The following is a 17,272-nucleotide window of genomic DNA, read 5'->3' on the forward strand; positions in this document are numbered from 1 at the left end:
ATGGGGCGCTTCAGCGATTTTTTCATCAAGGAACTCGGGCGCCGGCAGGTCTGGGTGTTTTTTCTGTTTGCAACCTTTTTGTATATTCTGCCGTTGGTGCTTGCGGACTTTCCCTATCTTGATGACAACTGGCGCTTATTAACAAATGGTATAGCGACCGGTATGGAATGGCCCGAGCAAGGGCGTTTATTTGCTGCGCTCTACTACAATATCCTGACCTTCAGTAATGCCTCACCGAACATTTTTCCCTTGCCGTTGTTGGTCGCCACGGTGGTTATGGCGTCTGCTCTGACAAGCCTCACATTTCACTACTTCCGCCGCCCAACCATCTCCGACAGTCTGGTGCTGCTGCCACTCTGGTACAACCCGTTCTTCTTGCAGAATTTGTCCTATCAGTACGATGGTCCGGCCATGGCACTAAGTGTTTCGGCCGCGATTTACGCAATCACCTTTCATCACCCTTCACGAACTCTGCAATGGCTGGTGCCAGCATTCCTTATTGCGTTGGCGTTGGGGCTTTATCAAATCAGCTTGAACGTGTTTCTGGGCTTGTGTTGTATGGAAGTACTCAGGTGCGCCAATGACAAAGTGGCATGGTCGCGGTGGTGTAGTTTATTGGGCTGGAAGCTCGCTCAACTGGTTTTGGGCTGGTTGATTTACAGTGTCAGCGCTTATCCGTTCATGGATCAGAATCGCACGAAATTACTGGATTGGTCGGCGCGGCCTTTGGTGCAAACATTCATCAACCTCGGTCGGGTGGTTGATAACGTAATGTTGTTGCTCCATGGCGGCTTTGGCTGGGTATTCGCCGGATTGGTGCTGTGCGCGATTGCCGGCAGTATTCGCCTTGGATTGACCATTAACGAGCTGAAAGAAAGTGGCCTGAAAAAATTTCTGGTCGGCTTGGTGTGTGTGCTGACAATTCCAGTTCTCATGATCCTGGTATCAGGGGTCGCTTTGTTTTTCCGCGACTTCAACGTGGGTCTGAGAACCTTTATGGGATTTGCGGTACTTCTGGTGTTTTTGTTCTATTTGAGCCATCTGGTGCTGATATCGATCCATCAGCGTCTGCCTCTGTTATTGCTCATCCCATTGTTGGCGATGTTATCGCTGTCTTTTGCGTATGGGCGCGTATTGACGGTGCAGAAAACTTTCGTCACCAGCGCTCTATTCGGTCTTGGGTACGACATAGCGTCACACCAGAAATTGCGTGAGGCCAAACTCATTTACATGTCCGATACCTACTCCGATTACTGGCTAGTGGGTGCAGCCGCAACGTTCAAACAGATACCCGTATTGAAAACATTACTGAGCAACGATTTTTATATGTTGGCCGAGAATCTGCCGAAAGTTGGCATCACTAACGTCGTTATGGAAAGAGAGCGGCGCAATGCGACGCGGGTGGGGTATCAGCATCTCCCGCCGCTGGTTGAGAGCCAGTACTACCGGATTTACCTGATTGGCGATTACGGTTTCATCGTGTTCAAAGAGCCGGCCCCGATCAAATCGCTTCGGTGGTGAAGCGCAATGCCGGGGCCGTCGGGTTCAGGCAGCGGCCACTTCGTTGGGCTCAAAACTGTCTGCCCGCGCCATCTGCCACATCCGCGAATAGAACTCGCCATTCACTTCACCGGTCAGCAATTCGCCCGGTTTGAGGAACACATGCAGCTGGGAAAACAGCTTGATCTCGGTCGCCGACATGCGTCGCACCAAGTGCTTGGCCGACAGCTGCGACGGGTGTTCGAGGCCGGCGGCGGCGAGCATTTCGGCCAGGCCCTTGAGGGTGTTGCGGTGGAAGTTGTAGACGCGTTGGGCCTTGTCCGGCACCACCAATGCGCGCTGGCGCAAGGTGTCCTGAGTGGCGACACCGGTCGGGCATTTGTTGGTGTGGCAGCTTTGCGACTGGATGCAGCCGATGGCGAACATGAAGCCGCGCGCCGAGTTGGCCCAGTCGGCGCCGATGGCCAGCACGCTGGCGATGTCGAAGGCGCTGACGATCTTGCCGCTGGCGCCGAGCTTGATCTTGTCCCGCAGGTTCAGGCCCACCAGGGTGTTGTGCACGAACAACAGACCTTCACGCATCGGCACGCCGATGTGATCGGTGAATTCCACGGGCGCGGCGCCGGTGCCGCCTTCCTTGCCGTCGACGACGATAAAGTCCGGGAGGATCCCGGTTTCCAGCATGGCTTTGGCGATGCCCATGAATTCCCAAGGATGACCGAGGCAGAACTTGAAGCCCACCGGTTTGCCGCCGGACAGCTCACGCAATTGCTGGATGAAATGCATCATTTCGATTGGCGTGGAAAACGCGCTGTGGCGTGACGGCGAGACGCAGTCTTCGCCCATCATAATGCCGCGGGTTGCAGCGATTTCCTTGGTGACTTTGTGCTTGGGCAGGATGCCGCCGTGGCCGGGTTTGGCGCCTTGGCTCATCTTGATTTCGATCATCCGCACTTGCGGCGTTTGCGCCTGCGCGGCGAAGCGTTCAGGGTCGAAACGGCCATCGCTGGTGCGGCAGCCGAAGTAGCCGCTGCCGAGCTCCCAGGTCAGGTCGCCGCCGTGTTCGCGGTGATAGGGGCTGATGCTGCCTTCACCGGTGTCGTGGGCGAAGTTGCCGAGCTTGGCGCCCTGGTTCAGCGCGCGAATGGCGTTGGCGCTGAGCGAGCCGAAACTCATGGCCGAGATGTTGAACACCGACGCGGAGTACGGCTGGGTGCACTGCGGGCCGCCGACGGTCACGCGAAAACCGCTCGGGTCACTCAACGGCGCCGGACGCATGGAGTGGCCGATGAATTCGAAGCCCGACTGGTAAACGTCGATCAGGGTGCCGAACGGTTTGTCGGCGCTTTCATTCTTGGCCCGGGAATAGACCAGCGAACGCTGGGACCGGGAAAAGGGCAGGGCGTCGCTGTCGGATTCGAGCAGGTACTGGCGGATTTCCGGGCGAATGCCTTCGACCAGATAGCGGATATTGCCGAGGATCGGATAGTTGCGGCGCACCGCGTGAGGGCTTTGCATCAGATCGAACAGGCCGATCAGGCTGAGCACGCCGGTGATGGCGGTGATTGGCCAGAGCCAGTCGTGTTCGAGGAAGGGCAGGCTGGCGAGGGTGAAGATCACACAGACGGCAAAGAAGGCGTAGCGGCTCAGGAGTGACAGGCTCATACGGTTTCCTTGGGTTCGGACTCAATGATTATGGCTACACACAAAACTTGTAGGAGCCGAGCTTGCTCGCGATGGCGTTGGGTCAGTCAACATTGATGCTGAATATGAAACCGCAATCGCGAGCAAGCTTTGCTCCTACGGGATGTGCGACTTCAGGCATTTTGTGCCTGGAGAAAAATCGAAAACAGCTCGGACTGGGACTTGATCCCCAGCTTGCTGTACATGTGTTTCTTATGGACTTTCACGGTTTCGATGGAGATTTCCAGTTTGCGGGCGATTTCCTTGCTGGAGCAGCCGCTGAGCATCAAACGCCCGACATCCAGCTCCCGGGCGGTCAATTGCGCGCCTTTGAGTTGCTGCACTGAAGCTTCCAGTTGCACCCGCCAGTCGCCTTGTACCGGCGCTGGGGCGAGGGCCACCACTTCGTTGATCTCATAGGGAAGACGCTGGCGCAACAGTCCGAGCACCCACGGCTGGATCAACGACAGCAAGGCTATCTGCTGCGCGCTGAACCGCTGCTTGCTGCCCAGTGACAGGCACAGCGTACGGTCGCCTTCGAGCTGGCAATTAAACTGTATTTCGTCGGCCACGACATTCACACGAAAGTATCGTTGATAGTACTCGGTGAGTTCGAAATGCTCCGGCGCCACTTCCGACAGGCGATACAAACCGGTGCGCGATTGCTCGCGGCAGGCGATGTAGAACGGATCGAGCAGGTACAGGCCGCGCAGGTAATCCTGGAACAACGGATCGGGGCCGCCGTCTTCGCCGGGGCATTCGGCGAACACTTGCGGGTGCTGGTCGGCGCTGAACAGCAGCGCCACCCAACTGTCGCAGGGCACGTACTGATCCAGCAAACGCAACAGCTGCGTCCAGAAATTGGGCTTGTCCAGGGCGTCGATCAATTGCCCCACCGAACGGTGCCAGGCGATGTCGTCCAACGAGAGTGTCATGCATCTACCCCTATCGTGTTACCCCAGCGGCGTGATTTCCCGGCCGCTTGCTTGCTGCGCATACTGGCGCACAGACAGCGACCGGGCAATCTTTCTCCCAGCCCGGCCTTAGAACAAGGAATACCCATGAAGGTCGAACTCGCCCAATTGGCGGGCCGTGACAACGACACGGCTTACAACCTCGAACGTGCTCTGGAGGCGATCAACGCCTGCGCCGCCGACACGCAACTGATCATGTTTCCGGAAAGCCACTTGATGGGCTTCCCGAGCGCCGAGTCCGTGGCCGATGTCGCCGAGCCGCTGGACGGCCCGACCGTCAGCGCGATTGTCGCTGCGGTCCGTGAGCGCAAGATCGCCGTGGTCGTCGGCACCGCCGAGAACGACGACGGTCGCTTCTACAACACCACGCTGTTGATCACCCCCGAAGGCATCGCGCTGAAATACCGCAAGACGCACCTGTGGGCGTCGGATCGCGGTGTGTTCGAGGCCGGCGACCGCTACGCCACGTGCCTGTGGAACGGTGTGCGCGTCGGCTTGCTGATCTGCTACGACATCGAATTCCCCGAAACCGCCCGCGCCCTGGCGCAACTCGGTGCCGAGTTGCTGCTGGTGACCAACGGCAACATGGACCCGTACGGCCCGACCCACCGCACCGCGATCATGGCCCGCGCCCAGGAAAACCAGGCGTTCGCGCTGATGGTCAACCGGGTGGAAGAGGGCGATGGCGGGTTGTTGTTCGCCGGTGGCAGTGCGCTGGTCGATCCGCTGGGCACGCTGCTGTTCGAGGCCGGTCGTGAAGAGGGACAGTTTGCGGTGGAGCTGGACCTGAACCAGTTGACGGCGGCGCGCCAGGATTATCGCTATCTGGATGATCAGCGGCTGAAGTTGCCGGGGGAGATGGTTGAGCATGCCAGCGGACTTCGGGAGTTGCTGATTCCTGCTCGTTGATCCGGATTCAATGCTGACCGGGCGGGAGCCTTCGCGAGCAAGCCCGCTCCCACATTTGATCTCGGGCGTTCACAAAACCAATGTGGGAGCGGGCTTGCTCGCGAAGAGGGCCTCATAGGCACCACACCTGCTGGACCATCACCCAAAAAACAACAATGCAACACCCGAAATTTGCGCCGAACTCGGCTCTGCCATAAATCTAATAATTCCGGAGTAGTCGCTCATGGCTCGTTTGCAACGCACCCTGTCACTGGGGTCGGTGGTGCTGTTTGGCATCGCCTACATGACGCCGATCATTGTGCTCGGCACCTTTGGCATCCTCGCTCAATCCACCGCCGGCATGGTGCCCGCCGCGTATCTGGCGGCACTCGTGGCGATGTTTTTCACCGCCATGAGCTACGGGCGCATGGCCTCGGCGTTCCCGGTGGCCGGTTCCGCCTACAGCTATGTGCGCAAAGCCATCAGCCCGAAACTCGGGTTCATCGCCGGTTGGGCGGTGCTGCTCGATTACCTGTTCCTGCCGATGGCGATCTGGCTGATCGGCGCGGCGTACCTCAACTCGGCGTTCCCGGCCGTGCCGCAGTGGATCTGGGTACTGGCGTTCATCGGCATCACCAGCGCGATCAACATCGTCGGCCTGAAACTGGCCAACGGCATCAACGCCTTGCTGATGCTGGTGCAGTTCCTGGTGCTGATCACCTTCGTCGCGTTGTGCGTGCATTACGTCGGCGGCGATGCGAGCACGCCGCTGTGGTCGATCAAACCGTTCTTCAACGGCGACATGCAGATGCCGTTGATCATGAGCGGTGCGGCCATCGCCTGTTACTCGTTTCTCGGTTTCGACGCGGTCAGCACCCTCACCGAAGAAACCCGCGACCCACGCCGCACCATTCCACGGGCGATCATGCTGATCACCCTGATTGGCGGCATGATTTTCGTCGGTGTGTCGTACTTCGTGCAGATCGCCCACCCGTCGTTCCAGTTCGACAGCGTCGACTCGGCGGCCTATGAAATTGCGCGCAACATCGGCGGCGACCTGTTCGTCTCGATCTTCCTGATCGGCCTGATTGTGGGCCAGTTCGCCTCGGGTCTGTCGGCCCAGGCCAGCGGTTCGCGCCTGCTCTACGCCATGGGCCGCGACGGCGTACTGCCGAAATCGTTTTTCGGCACCTTGCATGAGCGTTTCGGCACGCCGATCAACAGCATCCTGCTGTGTGCTGTGGTGGCATTGCTTGCGCTGAAACTCGACGTCACCACTTCAACCTCGTTCATCAACTTCGGCGCGTTCCTGGCGTTCAGCCTGGTGAACCTGTCGGTGATCTTCCATTACTGGATCGGCGGCGAGAAAAAAGGCCTGCGCGAATTCGTGCTGTTCCTGCTCTTCCCGTTCATCGGTCTCGCGGCGGATTTGTGGCTGATGGTCAGCCTCGATCACCTCGCCATCTATCTCGGCCTGAGTTGGTTGGCGATTGGCGTGGTTTACCTCGCGGTGTTGACGGGTGGTTTCCGTCGCCAGCCGCCGGAGATGGATTTCCAAGAGACTGCATGACGCCTTTGTAGGAGCTGCCGAAGGCTGCGATCTTTTGATCTTGAAAAAACAAAGTCAAAAGATCGCAGCCTGCGGCAGCTCCTACACAATCCGTGGAAGACATGTGATCCTTGCCGTTTTTGAGTCAAAGGTCTTTTTGTCATGTCGACAACTATCCACATCGCCGCCGCCCTGCTGATCGGCCCCGACGGACGAACCCTGCTGGTGCGCAAGCGCGGCACTCAGGCGTTCATGCAACCGGGCGGCAAGATCGAGCCCCATGAATTGCCTGTCCACGCTTTGGCTCGTGAGCTGGAAGAAGAGCTGGGTCTGGACATCGACCCGGTGCAGGCCGTTTATCTCGGGCATTTCTCGGCACCGGCCGCCAACGAGCCGGGCTTTGTCGTGCACGCCGAGATTTTTCAGCTGCACATCGATGTCGACGTGACCCCCGCGGCAGAGATCGAAGAAGTGCTCTGGATCGATCCGGCCACCGATGGCGATGTCACTCTGGCGCCATTGACACGGGACCTGATCCTGCCGTTTTATCGAGCTTCGCTGACCGCCATCGCCTGATCATTCACGCAAGGGAACCGCCATGATCCCGCTCCAGGACTTGCTGATTTTCGCTGCTGCTGCATTGCTGATGGTACTGACGCCTGGGCCGAACATGATCTACCTGATCTCCCGTTCGATCTGCCAGGGGCGCAAGGCCGGGGTGACGTCGTTGCTCGGTGTAGTCGCGGGTTTCTTCGTGCATCTGTTCGCCGCTGCGGCCGGTTTGACCGCGGTGTTCCTCGCGGTGCCGATGGCTTATGAAGTGTTGAAGTGGGCGGGGGCGCTGTATCTGTTGTGGCTAGCCTGGCAGGCGGTCAAGCCCGGTGCGCGTTCGCCATTCGAAGCACAACAGCTGCCGCCGGATTCGTCACGAAAACTGATCACCATGGGCTTTTTGACCAGTGCCCTGAACCCGAAGATCGCGGTGTTCTATCTCTCGGTATTTCCGCAGTTCATCACCCCCGAACACGGTTCGGTGTTCACCCAAAGCATCGTGCTGGGGCTGACCCAGATCAGCGTCAGTTTCAGCGTCAACCTGATGATTGCCCTGTTTGCGGCGGGCATCGCTTCGTGGTTCGTCAACAACCCGACCTGGCTGGCGATGCAGCGTTATTTCATGGGTTTTGTATTGTCGGCGCTGGCGTTGCGCTTGATGCTCGAGCAGAAACGGATGGCCTGAACATGTGGATCGAGCGACTGGATGCCAGTCATGCGCTGGATTATCGGGCGATGATGCTCGAAGCCTATGACCTGCATCCGCAGGCCTTCACGTCGAGTGTGCGCGAGCGTGCGACGATGCCGCTGAGCTGGTGGGAGTCGCGCCTGACGGGCAAGCTCGACGTGGTGTTCGGCGCGTTCGAGGAGGGCAGGTTGGCCGGCATTGTCGGGCTGGCGTTCGAACCTCGGGAAAAGGCCCGGCACAAGGCGACGCTGTTTGGCATGTACGTATCCGCCAACGTGCGCCAGCGTGGGCTCGGTTTTCAACTGGTGGAGGCGGTTCTGGCCGAGGCGCGGTCCCATCAGGATTTGCGACTGATCAAATTGACCGTCACCGCCGGCAATGATGCTGCGTTCAATTTGTACCAGCGCTGCGGGTTCGTTCAGTTTGGCCTTGAGCCGATGGCGGTGCGGGTCGGCGAAGACTACTTCGACAAGATCCACATGTGGCGTGAAGTCTGAAGGTCACAGCGATCCTGTAGGAGCAAGGCTTGCCCGCGATGAACGATGACGGGGTCTGCCTGAATGACCCCGTCGTTTCCATCGCGGGCAAGCCTTGCTCCTACAGGCAAGTGGTGTTCTAGCGAACTGCACTCACCCCATCCAACGTCGAAAACGACGTGTCCTTCGCCGTCAGCAGAAAATCGCGCATGTACGGCGCATCCAGCATGTCAGCGCGAATTCCCGCGTACAGCGTCGCAAACAGACCTTTCTCACCCAAGCGCTTGGCCTTCACATAACCCCGCGAGCTGTATTCATGCAGCGCCCAATGCGGCATGCCGCACACGCCGCGTCCGCTGGCCACCAGTTGCATCATCATCACCGTCAGTTCCGAGGTGCGGACCTGGGCCGGCTCGACATCGGCCGGTTCCAGGAAGCGCGTGAAGATGTCCAGACGATCCCTTTCCACCGGATAGGTGATCAAGGTTTCCGTGAGCAGGTCTTCCGGCACGATGTAGGCCTTGCTCGCCAGTTTGTGCTGGTTGGCCACGGCGAGCATTGCTTCGTAGGTGAACAGCGGCACATACGTAATGCCGACCAGGTCCACCGGATCGGACGTCACCACCAAGTCCAGATCGCCACGGGCCAGCGCCGGCAGCGGGGCGAAGGAGAAGCCCGACGCCAGGTCCAGCTCGACTTCCGGCCAGGCATCGCGGAACTGGTCAATGGTCGGCATCAGCCACTGGAAACAACTGTGGCATTCGATGGCCATGTGCAGGCGCCCGGCAGTGCCGCCGGCCAGTCGACTGATGTCACGTTCGGCAGCGCGCAGCAATGGCAGGGTGGCATCAGCCAGTTGCAGCAGGCGCAAACCGGCGCTGGTGAAACGCACCGGTTTGGTCTTGCGCACGAACAGCGGCATGCCCATGCGCTCTTCCAGTTCCTTGAACTGGTGGGACAGCGCCGATTGGGTCAGGTGCAGGCGGTCGGCCGCGTCCACCAGGCTATCGGCTTCGCGCAAGGCGTGGAGGGTCTTGAGGTGACGGATTTCAAGCACCGGAGGGCTCCATGAGGAAAACTTGTGATCAACACGAAAAGGTTGAGTTTGTCTCATGTTGGGTTGGCTGTCGACAATAGCGCCATCTTTTATACAGGAGCACATTCGACATGGCCGTGGCCCACACTTTAGGTTTCCCGCGCATCGGCGCCGACCGCGAACTGAAAAAAGCCCTCGAAGCCTACTGGAAGGGCGACATCGATCAGGACGCGCTGAAAAGCGTCGGCCGCCAACTGCGCGCCACCCACTGGCAATTGCAGAAAGACGCCGGCATCGACTTGCTGCCGGTCGGCGACTTCGCCTGGTACGACCAGGTGCTGACCCATTCCCTGGCCTTCGGTGTCGTCCCGGAGCGTTTTGACAGCACCAAGGACGAGCGCGGCCTGCCGACCCTCGACACCCTGTTCGCCATGGCCCGTGGCGCCACTGCCACCTGCTGCGGCGGCGAGCATGGCAAAGCGCAATACGCCCAGGAACTGACCAAGTGGTTCGACACCAACTACCACTATCTGGTCCCGGAATTCACCGCTGACCAGCGGTTCAAACTGAGCTGGGAACAACTGTTCGACGAAGTCGAAGAAGCCAAGGCTTTGGGTCACACCATCAAACCGGTGATCATCGGTCCGCTGACTTACCTCTGGCTGGGTAAGGCCAAAGGCAACGACTTCGACAAGCTCGATCTGCTGGAACGCTTGCTGCCAATCTACGGCGAAATCCTCGGCCGCCTCGCTGCCCAAGGCGTGGAGTGGGTGCAGATCGACGAACCGATCCTGACCCTCGACCTGCCGCAGGAATGGAAGAACGCCTTCGAACGCGCTTACCACATCCTTCAATATTCGCCGTTGAAAAAACTGCTGGCGACCTACTTCAGCGGCCTGCAAGACAACCTCGGTCTGGCCGTCGGCCTGCCGGTGCAAGGTCTGCACATCGACGCGGTGCGTGCGCCGGATCAATTGCTGCACGTGCTCGATCGCCTGCCGATCTACAAGATTCTTTCGGTGGGCCTGGTCAACGGTCGCAACGTCTGGCGCTGCGAACTGGAGCCGGTGCTGGCACAACTGCAATTTGCTCAGGAACGCTTTGGCGACAACCTGTGGGTCAGCAGTTCCTGCTCGTTGCTGCACAGCCCGGTGGACCTGGAGCGCGAAGACAAACTCGACCCGGAACTGAAAAGCTGGCTGGCGTTTGCCGTGCAAAAGTGTGGCGAAATCGCCGTGCTGCGCGATGCGCTGAACGACCCGCAAGCGCCAAAAGTGCAATCAGCCTTGGCGCAAAGCCGCGCCATTGCCGCCAGCCGTGCCGAGTCGCCGCGTATTCACAAGGCTGAGGTTCAAGCCCGGATCAATGCCATCCGCGCGGCGGACAGCCAGCGTCAGTCACCGTTTGCCAAACGCATCGAGCAGCAGCGCGCACGCCTCAAATTGCCGGCATTCCCGACTACCACCATCGGCTCGTTCCCGCAGACCGGTTCGATCCGTCTGGCGCGTCAGTCGTACAAGCAAGGCAAGCTGTCGGCCAACGACTACACCGATGCCATGCACCATGAAATTCGTCACGCCGTGCAGGTCCAGGAACGCCTGGGCCTCGACGTGTTGGTGCACGGTGAAGCCGAACGCAACGACATGGTCGAGTACTTTGCCGAGCAACTGGACGGCTATCTGTTCACCCGTTTCGGCTGGGTACAGAGCTACGGTTCCCGCTGCGTGAAACCAGCGGTCATCTACGGCGACCTGAGCCGCCCGAAAGCCATGACCGTCGACTGGATCACTTATGCCCAGAACCAGACCGACAAGGTCATGAAAGGCATGCTCACCGGTCCCGTGACCATCCTGATGTGGTCGTTCCCGCGTGAAGACGTGTCGCGCAAAGTCCAGGCGCAGCAACTGGCCCTGGCCCTGCGCGACGAAGTGGTGGACCTGGAAGCCGCTGGCATCAAGATCGTGCAGATCGACGAAGCGGCGTTCCGCGAAGGCTTGCCGCTGCGCCGGGCGCAATGGCAGGAATATCTGGATTGGGCGGTGGAAGCGTTCCGCTTGAGCGCCAGCGGTGTGCGTGATGAAACCCAGATCCACACCCACATGTGCTACAGCGAATTCAACGACGTGATCGAGGCCATCGCGGCGATGGATGCCGACGTGATCACCATCGAAACCTCGCGTTCGGACATGGAATTGCTGGAGGCCTTCAAAGCGTTCGACTATCCGAACGACATCGGCCCGGGCGTCTACGACATCCACTCGCCACGGGTGCCCGACACGGCCGAGATGGTCAAGTTGATGGCTAAAGCGGTACAGCGCATCCCGGCTGAACGCCTGTGGGTCAACCCCGACTGCGGCTTGAAAACCCGCGCCTGGCCGGAGACTGAAGCGGCGCTGGTGAACATGGTGGCGGCGGCGCGGCAGCTGCGTAGTCAGTTGGCCTGATCACGGCCCCTTGTAGGAGCGAGCCTGCTCGCGATAGCGGTGTGTCAGTCAATGCAGATGTTGAATGTCAGACCGCCATCGCGAGCAGGCTCGCTCCTACAGGGTTTTTCGTTTTTCAGAGATCTGAGAAGTGTTTGGTCCCCAACGGCTTGCCGATGTCGCCGCGCCATATCGCTTCAACCGGCGCTCCGCTCGCGGCAACAGCCTGTTGCCATTGCAGGCCGAGGTTGCGTTGTTCCGGCAACTTCAAATGACCCTTGGCGAACTCGTTGAACGCAGGCTTCGCCGAGGTGTAGTGAAAGTGCGCGTACCACAAGGTTTGCGCCGTTTCACCGCGTAGATCGCGTACCTCGTACTCCTGCAAAAAATCCCTGCGCCCGTCCGGGCGTTTGCCCAGATCCCGTAGACTGCCTTCCTTGCGGATATCCACAACCTGTTGTTCCAGCAGATAGTCCAGATAGCCCTCGGTCGGGGTTTTGCTGTTCATGGACTGATCGATTCGCAGCGTGCGGCCAGTGCGAGCCAACTCATCCGCGCGATTGCGCAATTGCATGGCGACCGTCTCGGTGGGCGACAGCCGTTCAATAGCCTGGGCACGCATGTTCAGTTCCGCCGCCTCGTTGCTCATCATGTGTTCAAGGTCGACCGGCAGCATGTTGCGCCGCGCATAGCCTTGAACCTGGACTCTGTAGACATCTGTCGCGCCGAGCCTTTTGCGCGCTTCGATCAACAGGGGGCCGACATCCATCGGCAACTGAGGTTGAGCGCTGACCACGGGTTCACTCAGGTGATATTTGCCACTGGTACGAGGTAGCCAGGTTTCCGTATGGCCGTCGACACCTTCAAGGGTGAAACGCTTTTGTTGGGTGACGGCGTCAGTGCTGGCGACCCCGATCAGCAACTGATTGTCCTCGGTTTCAAAGAGCTGCTTGCCGCTGCGCCCCTCGTTCGGTGTATGGGACGGTCGATGCTTGATTGCATGGCGGGCGAATTCTTCGACCTTCTCCAGGTTGTCCAGAAACACCGCAACCTCGGGCAGATCCAGATGCTGCGGATAGCCGAGCGCCCACGCGCTGAGCTGGCGGCGGAACTCGGCATAAGTGGCCAGGCAGTCTTCGAGCACTTTGTTGCGTTGGCTGAAGCTGGCACGTACTTCCGGGAGTTGATGCTGGGTGAGCAGGGCGCGTCCGACCTTGTTGCGCGTCTCTTTGAGTTGCACATGAAAGTAGACCCAGGACAGATCGGTGACGGCCTCATAGTGAGTGATGATTTCCAGCACATGCGCCGATTTCAGGTAGTAGTGATTGGCGTCGCTGAATTTGTCGCTTAGGGTCTCGATGTCTTCTTTGATCATCGACTTTTGCGTGCGGTTAGTGATTCGGCGGTTCCAGCGGTGGGCGTCCTCGACGTGGTCGTGAAGGTGGTCAAACTCCTTGAGGAAGTCTTTGCGTACCTCCTTGCGTTGCGCCATCAGCTGGATGTGTGTGGCGGTATCGGTGAGCGGCGTCATGTCGGAACGTGCAATAAGCTGATCGATGCGGTTCAAGTGCTCGACCAAACGCTCCTTGGCCAAGACCACTCTGCGAATCGAGCGGTCGACGATGATCCAGGCGCAGCGACTTTGAATGTCTTCGATCATGGCGCGTTTTCGGCCATGGCTGTACTGCATAAGTTCTTCCAGGTTCAGGTATTGGTTTTGTGCGAGCTCGATATCGTTCGCGCTGGCGAGGTCGACCTGGGTTCGCGCCGGTCGCTGCGCATCAGGCGGGGCATCGAAGTAGTCGTTCAGCAAGGTGTTGGTGGCGCGGGTCTGGGTATCGAGCCGCCGGGTGTAGGCGTCGGCGGTATTGGTCAGGGTCAGTTGGCGGCGCAAGGCGCGATCGGTCCACCAACGCGGCAACCAGCGGCGAATGGCGGCCGGCCACAATGGGTCCAGCCCGTCGGCCATGTGGCCGAGCACCGCACCGCCACCGGCACCACCGCCCTCGATTACGGTGCCGTACACCGCGTAATGGGTATTCCAGTTTCCCGCCTCATCGAGGGCGATGGGCTGTTTGTAGGGGCGGGCCCACGTGCCGTGCAAGCGCCACTGCTGTGGATTGTTGCTCAGTTCGATGCGGTAGATGCGCCCGTGGCTGATCATGAAGTCGCCGTCAGCGTGTCGATAGACATTGCGATAGACACCGTGGCCTCCCGGTTGCAGGCCGGCCAGAGAAATCTGGTGTTCGTACTCGTAGCCCCTGAAGCGCTCCAGGGTTTGTCGGGCCTGTCGTTGCGTGGCCTTGTGCAAGGCGCCTGCGCTTCTCGTCACGCTGCGCAATTGCCGGCTTCGCGTGGCGATGCGGGCGGCACTCGGCGTTGCGGCAGCGCCGGGCAGTATGTCCATAGCTGCATCAATCAACGACAGAAGCACCGCCTCAACCTCGGCCAAGCCGTGGCCGACTTGACCGCGCAACAACGCCGCCACCGCCAGGTTGGCGCTACTCCAGGCGTCATACAGCGCCACGGCTGTGCCCACGAACGGCACCATGCCCACGGCCATTTTCAGATAGTTGAACATCGCTCCGGACTGCAACGCGACACGCTCCAGCAACAAGGCGTCGTTGGAGCGTGATGTCGCGCGATGGGCTTCCAGCAATCGGCCCATGTGCACATTGAGCAAGTGCTCCGCCAGCGAGGTGGTCGCCGGCCACGGTGTACCGATGCCAATCAGGGCATCGAAATTCTTCAGCAGCGCCTGATTGATCCGGCTGACGTGCCGGGCGGTTTCGCCGGTCAAGGCGCGGTCGGCCAGGTAACTGACCATTCGTGTGTGCAGGCACAGGTTGAACAAGGCTTTGCGCGCTTCTTCGAGGCTGGCGTACTCGCGCAAAAAGTGATCATCGGGACTGTCGGGCAGGTAGAGCAGGGTCAGGCCAGTGATCTGCTCCTCGATGAAGGTCACGCCGGACAAGGTGCTTGGCCCGCGTTTCTGCGTATCTTCGCCGCCCACGGTCAGGTGCGCCGGCAGCAACACGATGCGCTTGCCGCCGACCGCGTAACCCTCGTGGCTATTGGCGTCGATGGCGATCTGCAGCACTCGCAGGCCAACGGCGCTGATCTGCCGTTGCAGCATGGCGACCTCGCCTTGCAGCTTGAGCATCAGGCGCCAGGGTTCGCTCAGGCATTCGCGCCGGTGTTCATTGCTGAAGGTCGGCGCGCTCGACGTTCCCAGGAACGTGTCGCGGATCAGCGTTTCATATTCCCCGGCCAGGTCCAGCTCGGTGATCATTTTGCGCAGCCAGGCCTGGGTGATTCCGCTTTTGAGTTTCTCGCGTACCGACTGGTCATTGGCAGTGATCTCGACCTTCATGAACGACATTCGCCACCACAACGCTTGATCGATGTTGCCTTGCGCCAGTTCGGCAAGCGACACCTGGCTTCGTTGCGGGCTGGCGATCAGTACGTTTTGCTGCGGCGTTCCCGGGGCGGCACCGTCGCTCAGGATTTTTTGCCAATGGGTGGCGTCGGGCAGGTCCAGCGTCACCTCGACGTTTTGCATCAAGCCGAAGTCCTGGCGCAGGCGTGCGTCGATGGCTTTTTTGCTGAAGGCCTCCCTCGGTGGCAGCTCGCGTTCAAGCAGTTCATGGGCACGTTTCATCGCCGTGAGGCAGGACGTGAACAGCCCCTTGAACTGCGCACGTTGAGCATCGGTGAGTGTGCCGAACCATTGCGGCAAGCTATTGGCCAAGCCACTGCTGTTGGTCTGTTCCAGCCATTGCGCGAAGGCCAGTTCCCGGGCAGCAGGAATCGCCACGGTCAGGCGAGCGAGCGTCTGCTCGCGCAGGTTATCCATCTTCACGGTGCGTTGGTTGGTGTGGGACGGAACGGGGTTCTCGGCGATCAATCGCGCGGCCTGCTGTTCACAGCGGTAGAGCTGGCTCAGCAAGGCGTATTCAAACGGGTTGGCGCTCAACGGTGAGAGCAACAGCGACTGGTCATGGGTCGTCAGTTTGAACAGCGTTTGCTCAAGCGCTTGCCGGGAATCAAAGCGTTGCAGACCACCGAAGCGACCGGGCCAGTACAGCAACAGACTTTGCGCCGAGTCGGGCTGCAACGCGGACGGGTGGGTAAACAACAGGACGCCGTCCAGCTCTTGAGTCTGAGTCGGCGAACGGGTGCTATCGGGCTCGATCAGCTGGAGGGTCAGGCGTGCGACCACCACCTCTGAATGGCCATCCAGATGATCCGGCGTGTCCAGCGCTGTTATCAGCCACTGATGTTCTTCGCTACTGATCTGATTCAGGGTCAGCTGCACATCGGCTTCGGCGCGCAACCCAGCGAGGCGTGCCTGGTACAGCGCCGCATAATCGGCATTCGGCTGGTTGCGCAGCTCCAGCATCCGCAACGGGTTTGCGCTGGCGAGCAGGGCGGTCGCGGCGCGAGCACTGGCTTGCTCTGCGGTGCTCAGGGCCTCGAGTTGCCGTTGCAACTGTTGCAGGCGCGGATCATCGGCTTTGCCGTGGAAGTCAGTGCCCAACAGATTTTCCAGCGCTGACTGTTGCCGCGCCAGAGCCTTGCGTCGCAAACCCAGGGGAATGTCCGGACTCAACAGGCCGAACAAGGCTGCGTTGTCGCTGGAGGGGTCCTCGCTGATTGGCAGGTCAGGCGCCGGTGCAAATGCGCTGTCACGTAGATCCGCTTCAGCGCTGGACAGTTGGCTCAGCAGAGACTCGGCGCTGACGTCCAGCGGGTTGCTAGCCAGTGCGGTGTAGGCAACGGTCACGGTATCGGCATCGATTCGCGATGGGCCGAGCAGTTGTTGTTGGTGGTCAATCAGCCAGCGTTCGAGATCGTTGCGGCTGGCAAAAGAGCGCCATGGCGCTTGGTGGGCGGGCAGGTAGAGCATTTGAGCAACCGGGTGTGCGGAGCCCTGGGAGATGACGAGGGCGCCCGGCAGTTCGGCGCTGCTCAGTGTGAGCTGTTCGACAGAGTTAATGGCCGAATCGGGCGCCGCCGCCAGCGTCTTCATCTGCTCAGCCTGCAAGCTGCCAAGAGCAAAAGCCACCTGGCTCGAAGCCTCGAAATGCTGCCGATACAGCCGGGTTGCGTGGGCTCTGCGGGAAACGTCAGTGCCGCGCGCGCGTGCGTTCCACCAAGCGCTGTCGAGCCGCGGTTGGGGGCTTTGCGCCATAAGGTCGAGCCACTGATTGCGGCATTCTTTCCAGCGGGCCAATGCGCTCAGCAACAGTGACTGATCCACACTGGCGACAAGGGGGATGAGGCCGAAGTCGGCCGGTGGGGGCGTGGGTTCGTCGAGCATGACGACAGATCTCCAATGGGCCGGGCCATGCCGGCGATGGGGCCATTAGAGGTCCGTGGTGAACAGCGTTGGTGGTACATAGTTATCGCAAGGCAATGACCGCCCGGCACTCTTCATCAAACTGTCATGGAAGTGTGGCAGCGCGCTTGAACAAACTTCATCAGACTCGCGCTCTACTGG

At 59.9% G+C, this 17,272-nt stretch carries 11 protein-coding genes; 7 read left to right on the forward strand and 4 right to left on the reverse strand.

Annotation, left to right across the window (positions count from 1 at the left end; all coding sequences use genetic code 11):
- Positions 1-1,521 (forward strand): glucosyltransferase domain-containing protein, encoded by a 1,521-nt coding sequence (locus V6Z53_RS07780; protein ID WP_338584956.1) that lies wholly within the window; start codon positions 1-3, stop codon positions 1,519-1,521.
- Between the two features lie 24 nt (positions 1,522-1,545).
- On the opposite strand, the gene V6Z53_RS07785 is transcribed toward V6Z53_RS07780, so the two are convergent.
- Both V6Z53_RS07785 and V6Z53_RS07790 read right to left on the reverse strand, forming a co-directional pair.
- Positions 1,546-3,165 (reverse strand): FMN-binding glutamate synthase family protein, encoded by a 1,620-nt coding sequence (locus V6Z53_RS07785; RefSeq protein WP_338584957.1) that lies wholly within the window; start codon positions 3,163-3,165, stop codon positions 1,546-1,548.
- A 152-nt stretch (positions 3,166-3,317) separates the two neighbouring features.
- A complete protein-coding gene (locus tag V6Z53_RS07790; protein WP_338584958.1) occupies positions 3,318-4,118 on the reverse strand; it encodes a LuxR C-terminal-related transcriptional regulator in 801 nt (266 codons plus the stop codon).
- Positions 4,119-4,244: 126 nt separating this feature from the next.
- Here V6Z53_RS07790 and V6Z53_RS07795 point away from each other — a divergent pair, with 126 nt between their 5' ends.
- The 5 genes from V6Z53_RS07795 to V6Z53_RS07815 all read left to right on the forward strand — a co-directional run bounded on the left by V6Z53_RS07795 (position 4,245) and on the right by V6Z53_RS07815 (position 8,331).
- Positions 4,245-5,066, forward strand: a complete 822-nt coding sequence (locus V6Z53_RS07795) for a carbon-nitrogen hydrolase family protein (RefSeq protein ID WP_338584959.1) — start codon at positions 4,245-4,247, stop codon at positions 5,064-5,066.
- 223 nt (positions 5,067-5,289) lie between these two features.
- Positions 5,290-6,615, forward strand: coding sequence for an APC family permease (locus V6Z53_RS07800; protein WP_338584960.1), 1,326 nt, complete (start codon positions 5,290-5,292; stop codon positions 6,613-6,615).
- Between the two features lie 141 nt (positions 6,616-6,756).
- Positions 6,757-7,170: an NUDIX domain-containing protein gene (locus V6Z53_RS07805; RefSeq protein WP_338584961.1), complete on the forward strand. Its 414-nt coding sequence runs from the start codon at positions 6,757-6,759 to the stop codon at positions 7,168-7,170.
- Between the two features lie 22 nt (positions 7,171-7,192).
- Positions 7,193-7,831 (forward strand): LysE family translocator, encoded by a 639-nt coding sequence (locus V6Z53_RS07810; RefSeq protein ID WP_338584962.1) that lies wholly within the window; start codon positions 7,193-7,195, stop codon positions 7,829-7,831.
- Positions 7,832-7,833: 2 nt separating this feature from the next.
- Positions 7,834-8,331, forward strand: coding sequence for a GNAT family N-acetyltransferase (locus V6Z53_RS07815; protein WP_338584963.1), 498 nt, complete (start codon positions 7,834-7,836; stop codon positions 8,329-8,331).
- Between the two features lie 118 nt (positions 8,332-8,449).
- Here the strand turns inward: V6Z53_RS07815 and metR are convergent, their stop codons facing one another.
- Positions 8,450-9,367 carry a transcriptional regulator MetR gene (gene metR, locus V6Z53_RS07820; protein WP_150702006.1) on the reverse strand — a complete coding sequence of 306 codons (918 nt, stop codon included), beginning with the start codon at positions 9,365-9,367 and terminating at the stop codon, positions 8,450-8,452.
- Between the two features lie 110 nt (positions 9,368-9,477).
- Here metR and metE point away from each other — a divergent pair, with 110 nt between their 5' ends.
- Entirely contained in the window at positions 9,478-11,790 is a 2,313-nt protein-coding gene (metE, locus tag V6Z53_RS07825; RefSeq protein ID WP_338584964.1) for a 5-methyltetrahydropteroyltriglutamate--homocysteine S-methyltransferase, read from the forward strand.
- Between the two features lie 115 nt (positions 11,791-11,905).
- On the opposite strand, the gene V6Z53_RS07830 is transcribed toward metE, so the two are convergent.
- A complete protein-coding gene (locus tag V6Z53_RS07830) occupies positions 11,906-17,092 on the reverse strand; it encodes a DUF6543 domain-containing protein (protein ID WP_338584965.1) in 5,187 nt (1,728 codons plus the stop codon).
- Between the last annotated feature and the right edge of the window lie 180 nt (positions 17,093-17,272).

The organism is Pseudomonas sp. MAG733B (assembly GCF_036884845.1).
Lineage (GTDB): Bacteria > Pseudomonadota > Gammaproteobacteria > Pseudomonadales > Pseudomonadaceae > Aquipseudomonas.

Bases quoted from the DNA above. Each gene is read 5' to 3' on its own strand.
- V6Z53_RS07780 (WP_338584956.1), top strand. From the start codon at position 1: ATGGGGCGCTTCAGCGATTTTTTCATCAAGGAACTCGGGCGCCGGCAG.
- V6Z53_RS07785 (WP_338584957.1), bottom strand. From the start codon at position 3,165: ATGAGCCTGTCACTCCTGAGCCGCTACGCCTTCTTTGCCGTCTGTGTG.
- V6Z53_RS07790 (WP_338584958.1), bottom strand. From the start codon at position 4,118: ATGACACTCTCGTTGGACGACATCGCCTGGCACCGTTCGGTGGGGCAA.
- V6Z53_RS07795 (WP_338584959.1), top strand. From the start codon at position 4,245: ATGAAGGTCGAACTCGCCCAATTGGCGGGCCGTGACAACGACACGGCT.
- V6Z53_RS07800 (WP_338584960.1), top strand. From the start codon at position 5,290: ATGGCTCGTTTGCAACGCACCCTGTCACTGGGGTCGGTGGTGCTGTTT.
- V6Z53_RS07805 (WP_338584961.1), top strand. From the start codon at position 6,757: ATGTCGACAACTATCCACATCGCCGCCGCCCTGCTGATCGGCCCCGAC.
- V6Z53_RS07810 (WP_338584962.1), top strand. From the start codon at position 7,193: ATGATCCCGCTCCAGGACTTGCTGATTTTCGCTGCTGCTGCATTGCTG.
- V6Z53_RS07815 (WP_338584963.1), top strand. From the start codon at position 7,834: ATGTGGATCGAGCGACTGGATGCCAGTCATGCGCTGGATTATCGGGCG.
- metE (WP_338584964.1), top strand. From the start codon at position 9,478: ATGGCCGTGGCCCACACTTTAGGTTTCCCGCGCATCGGCGCCGACCGC.
- V6Z53_RS07830 (WP_338584965.1), bottom strand. From the start codon at position 17,092: ATGCTCGACGAACCCACGCCCCCACCGGCCGACTTCGGCCTCATCCCC.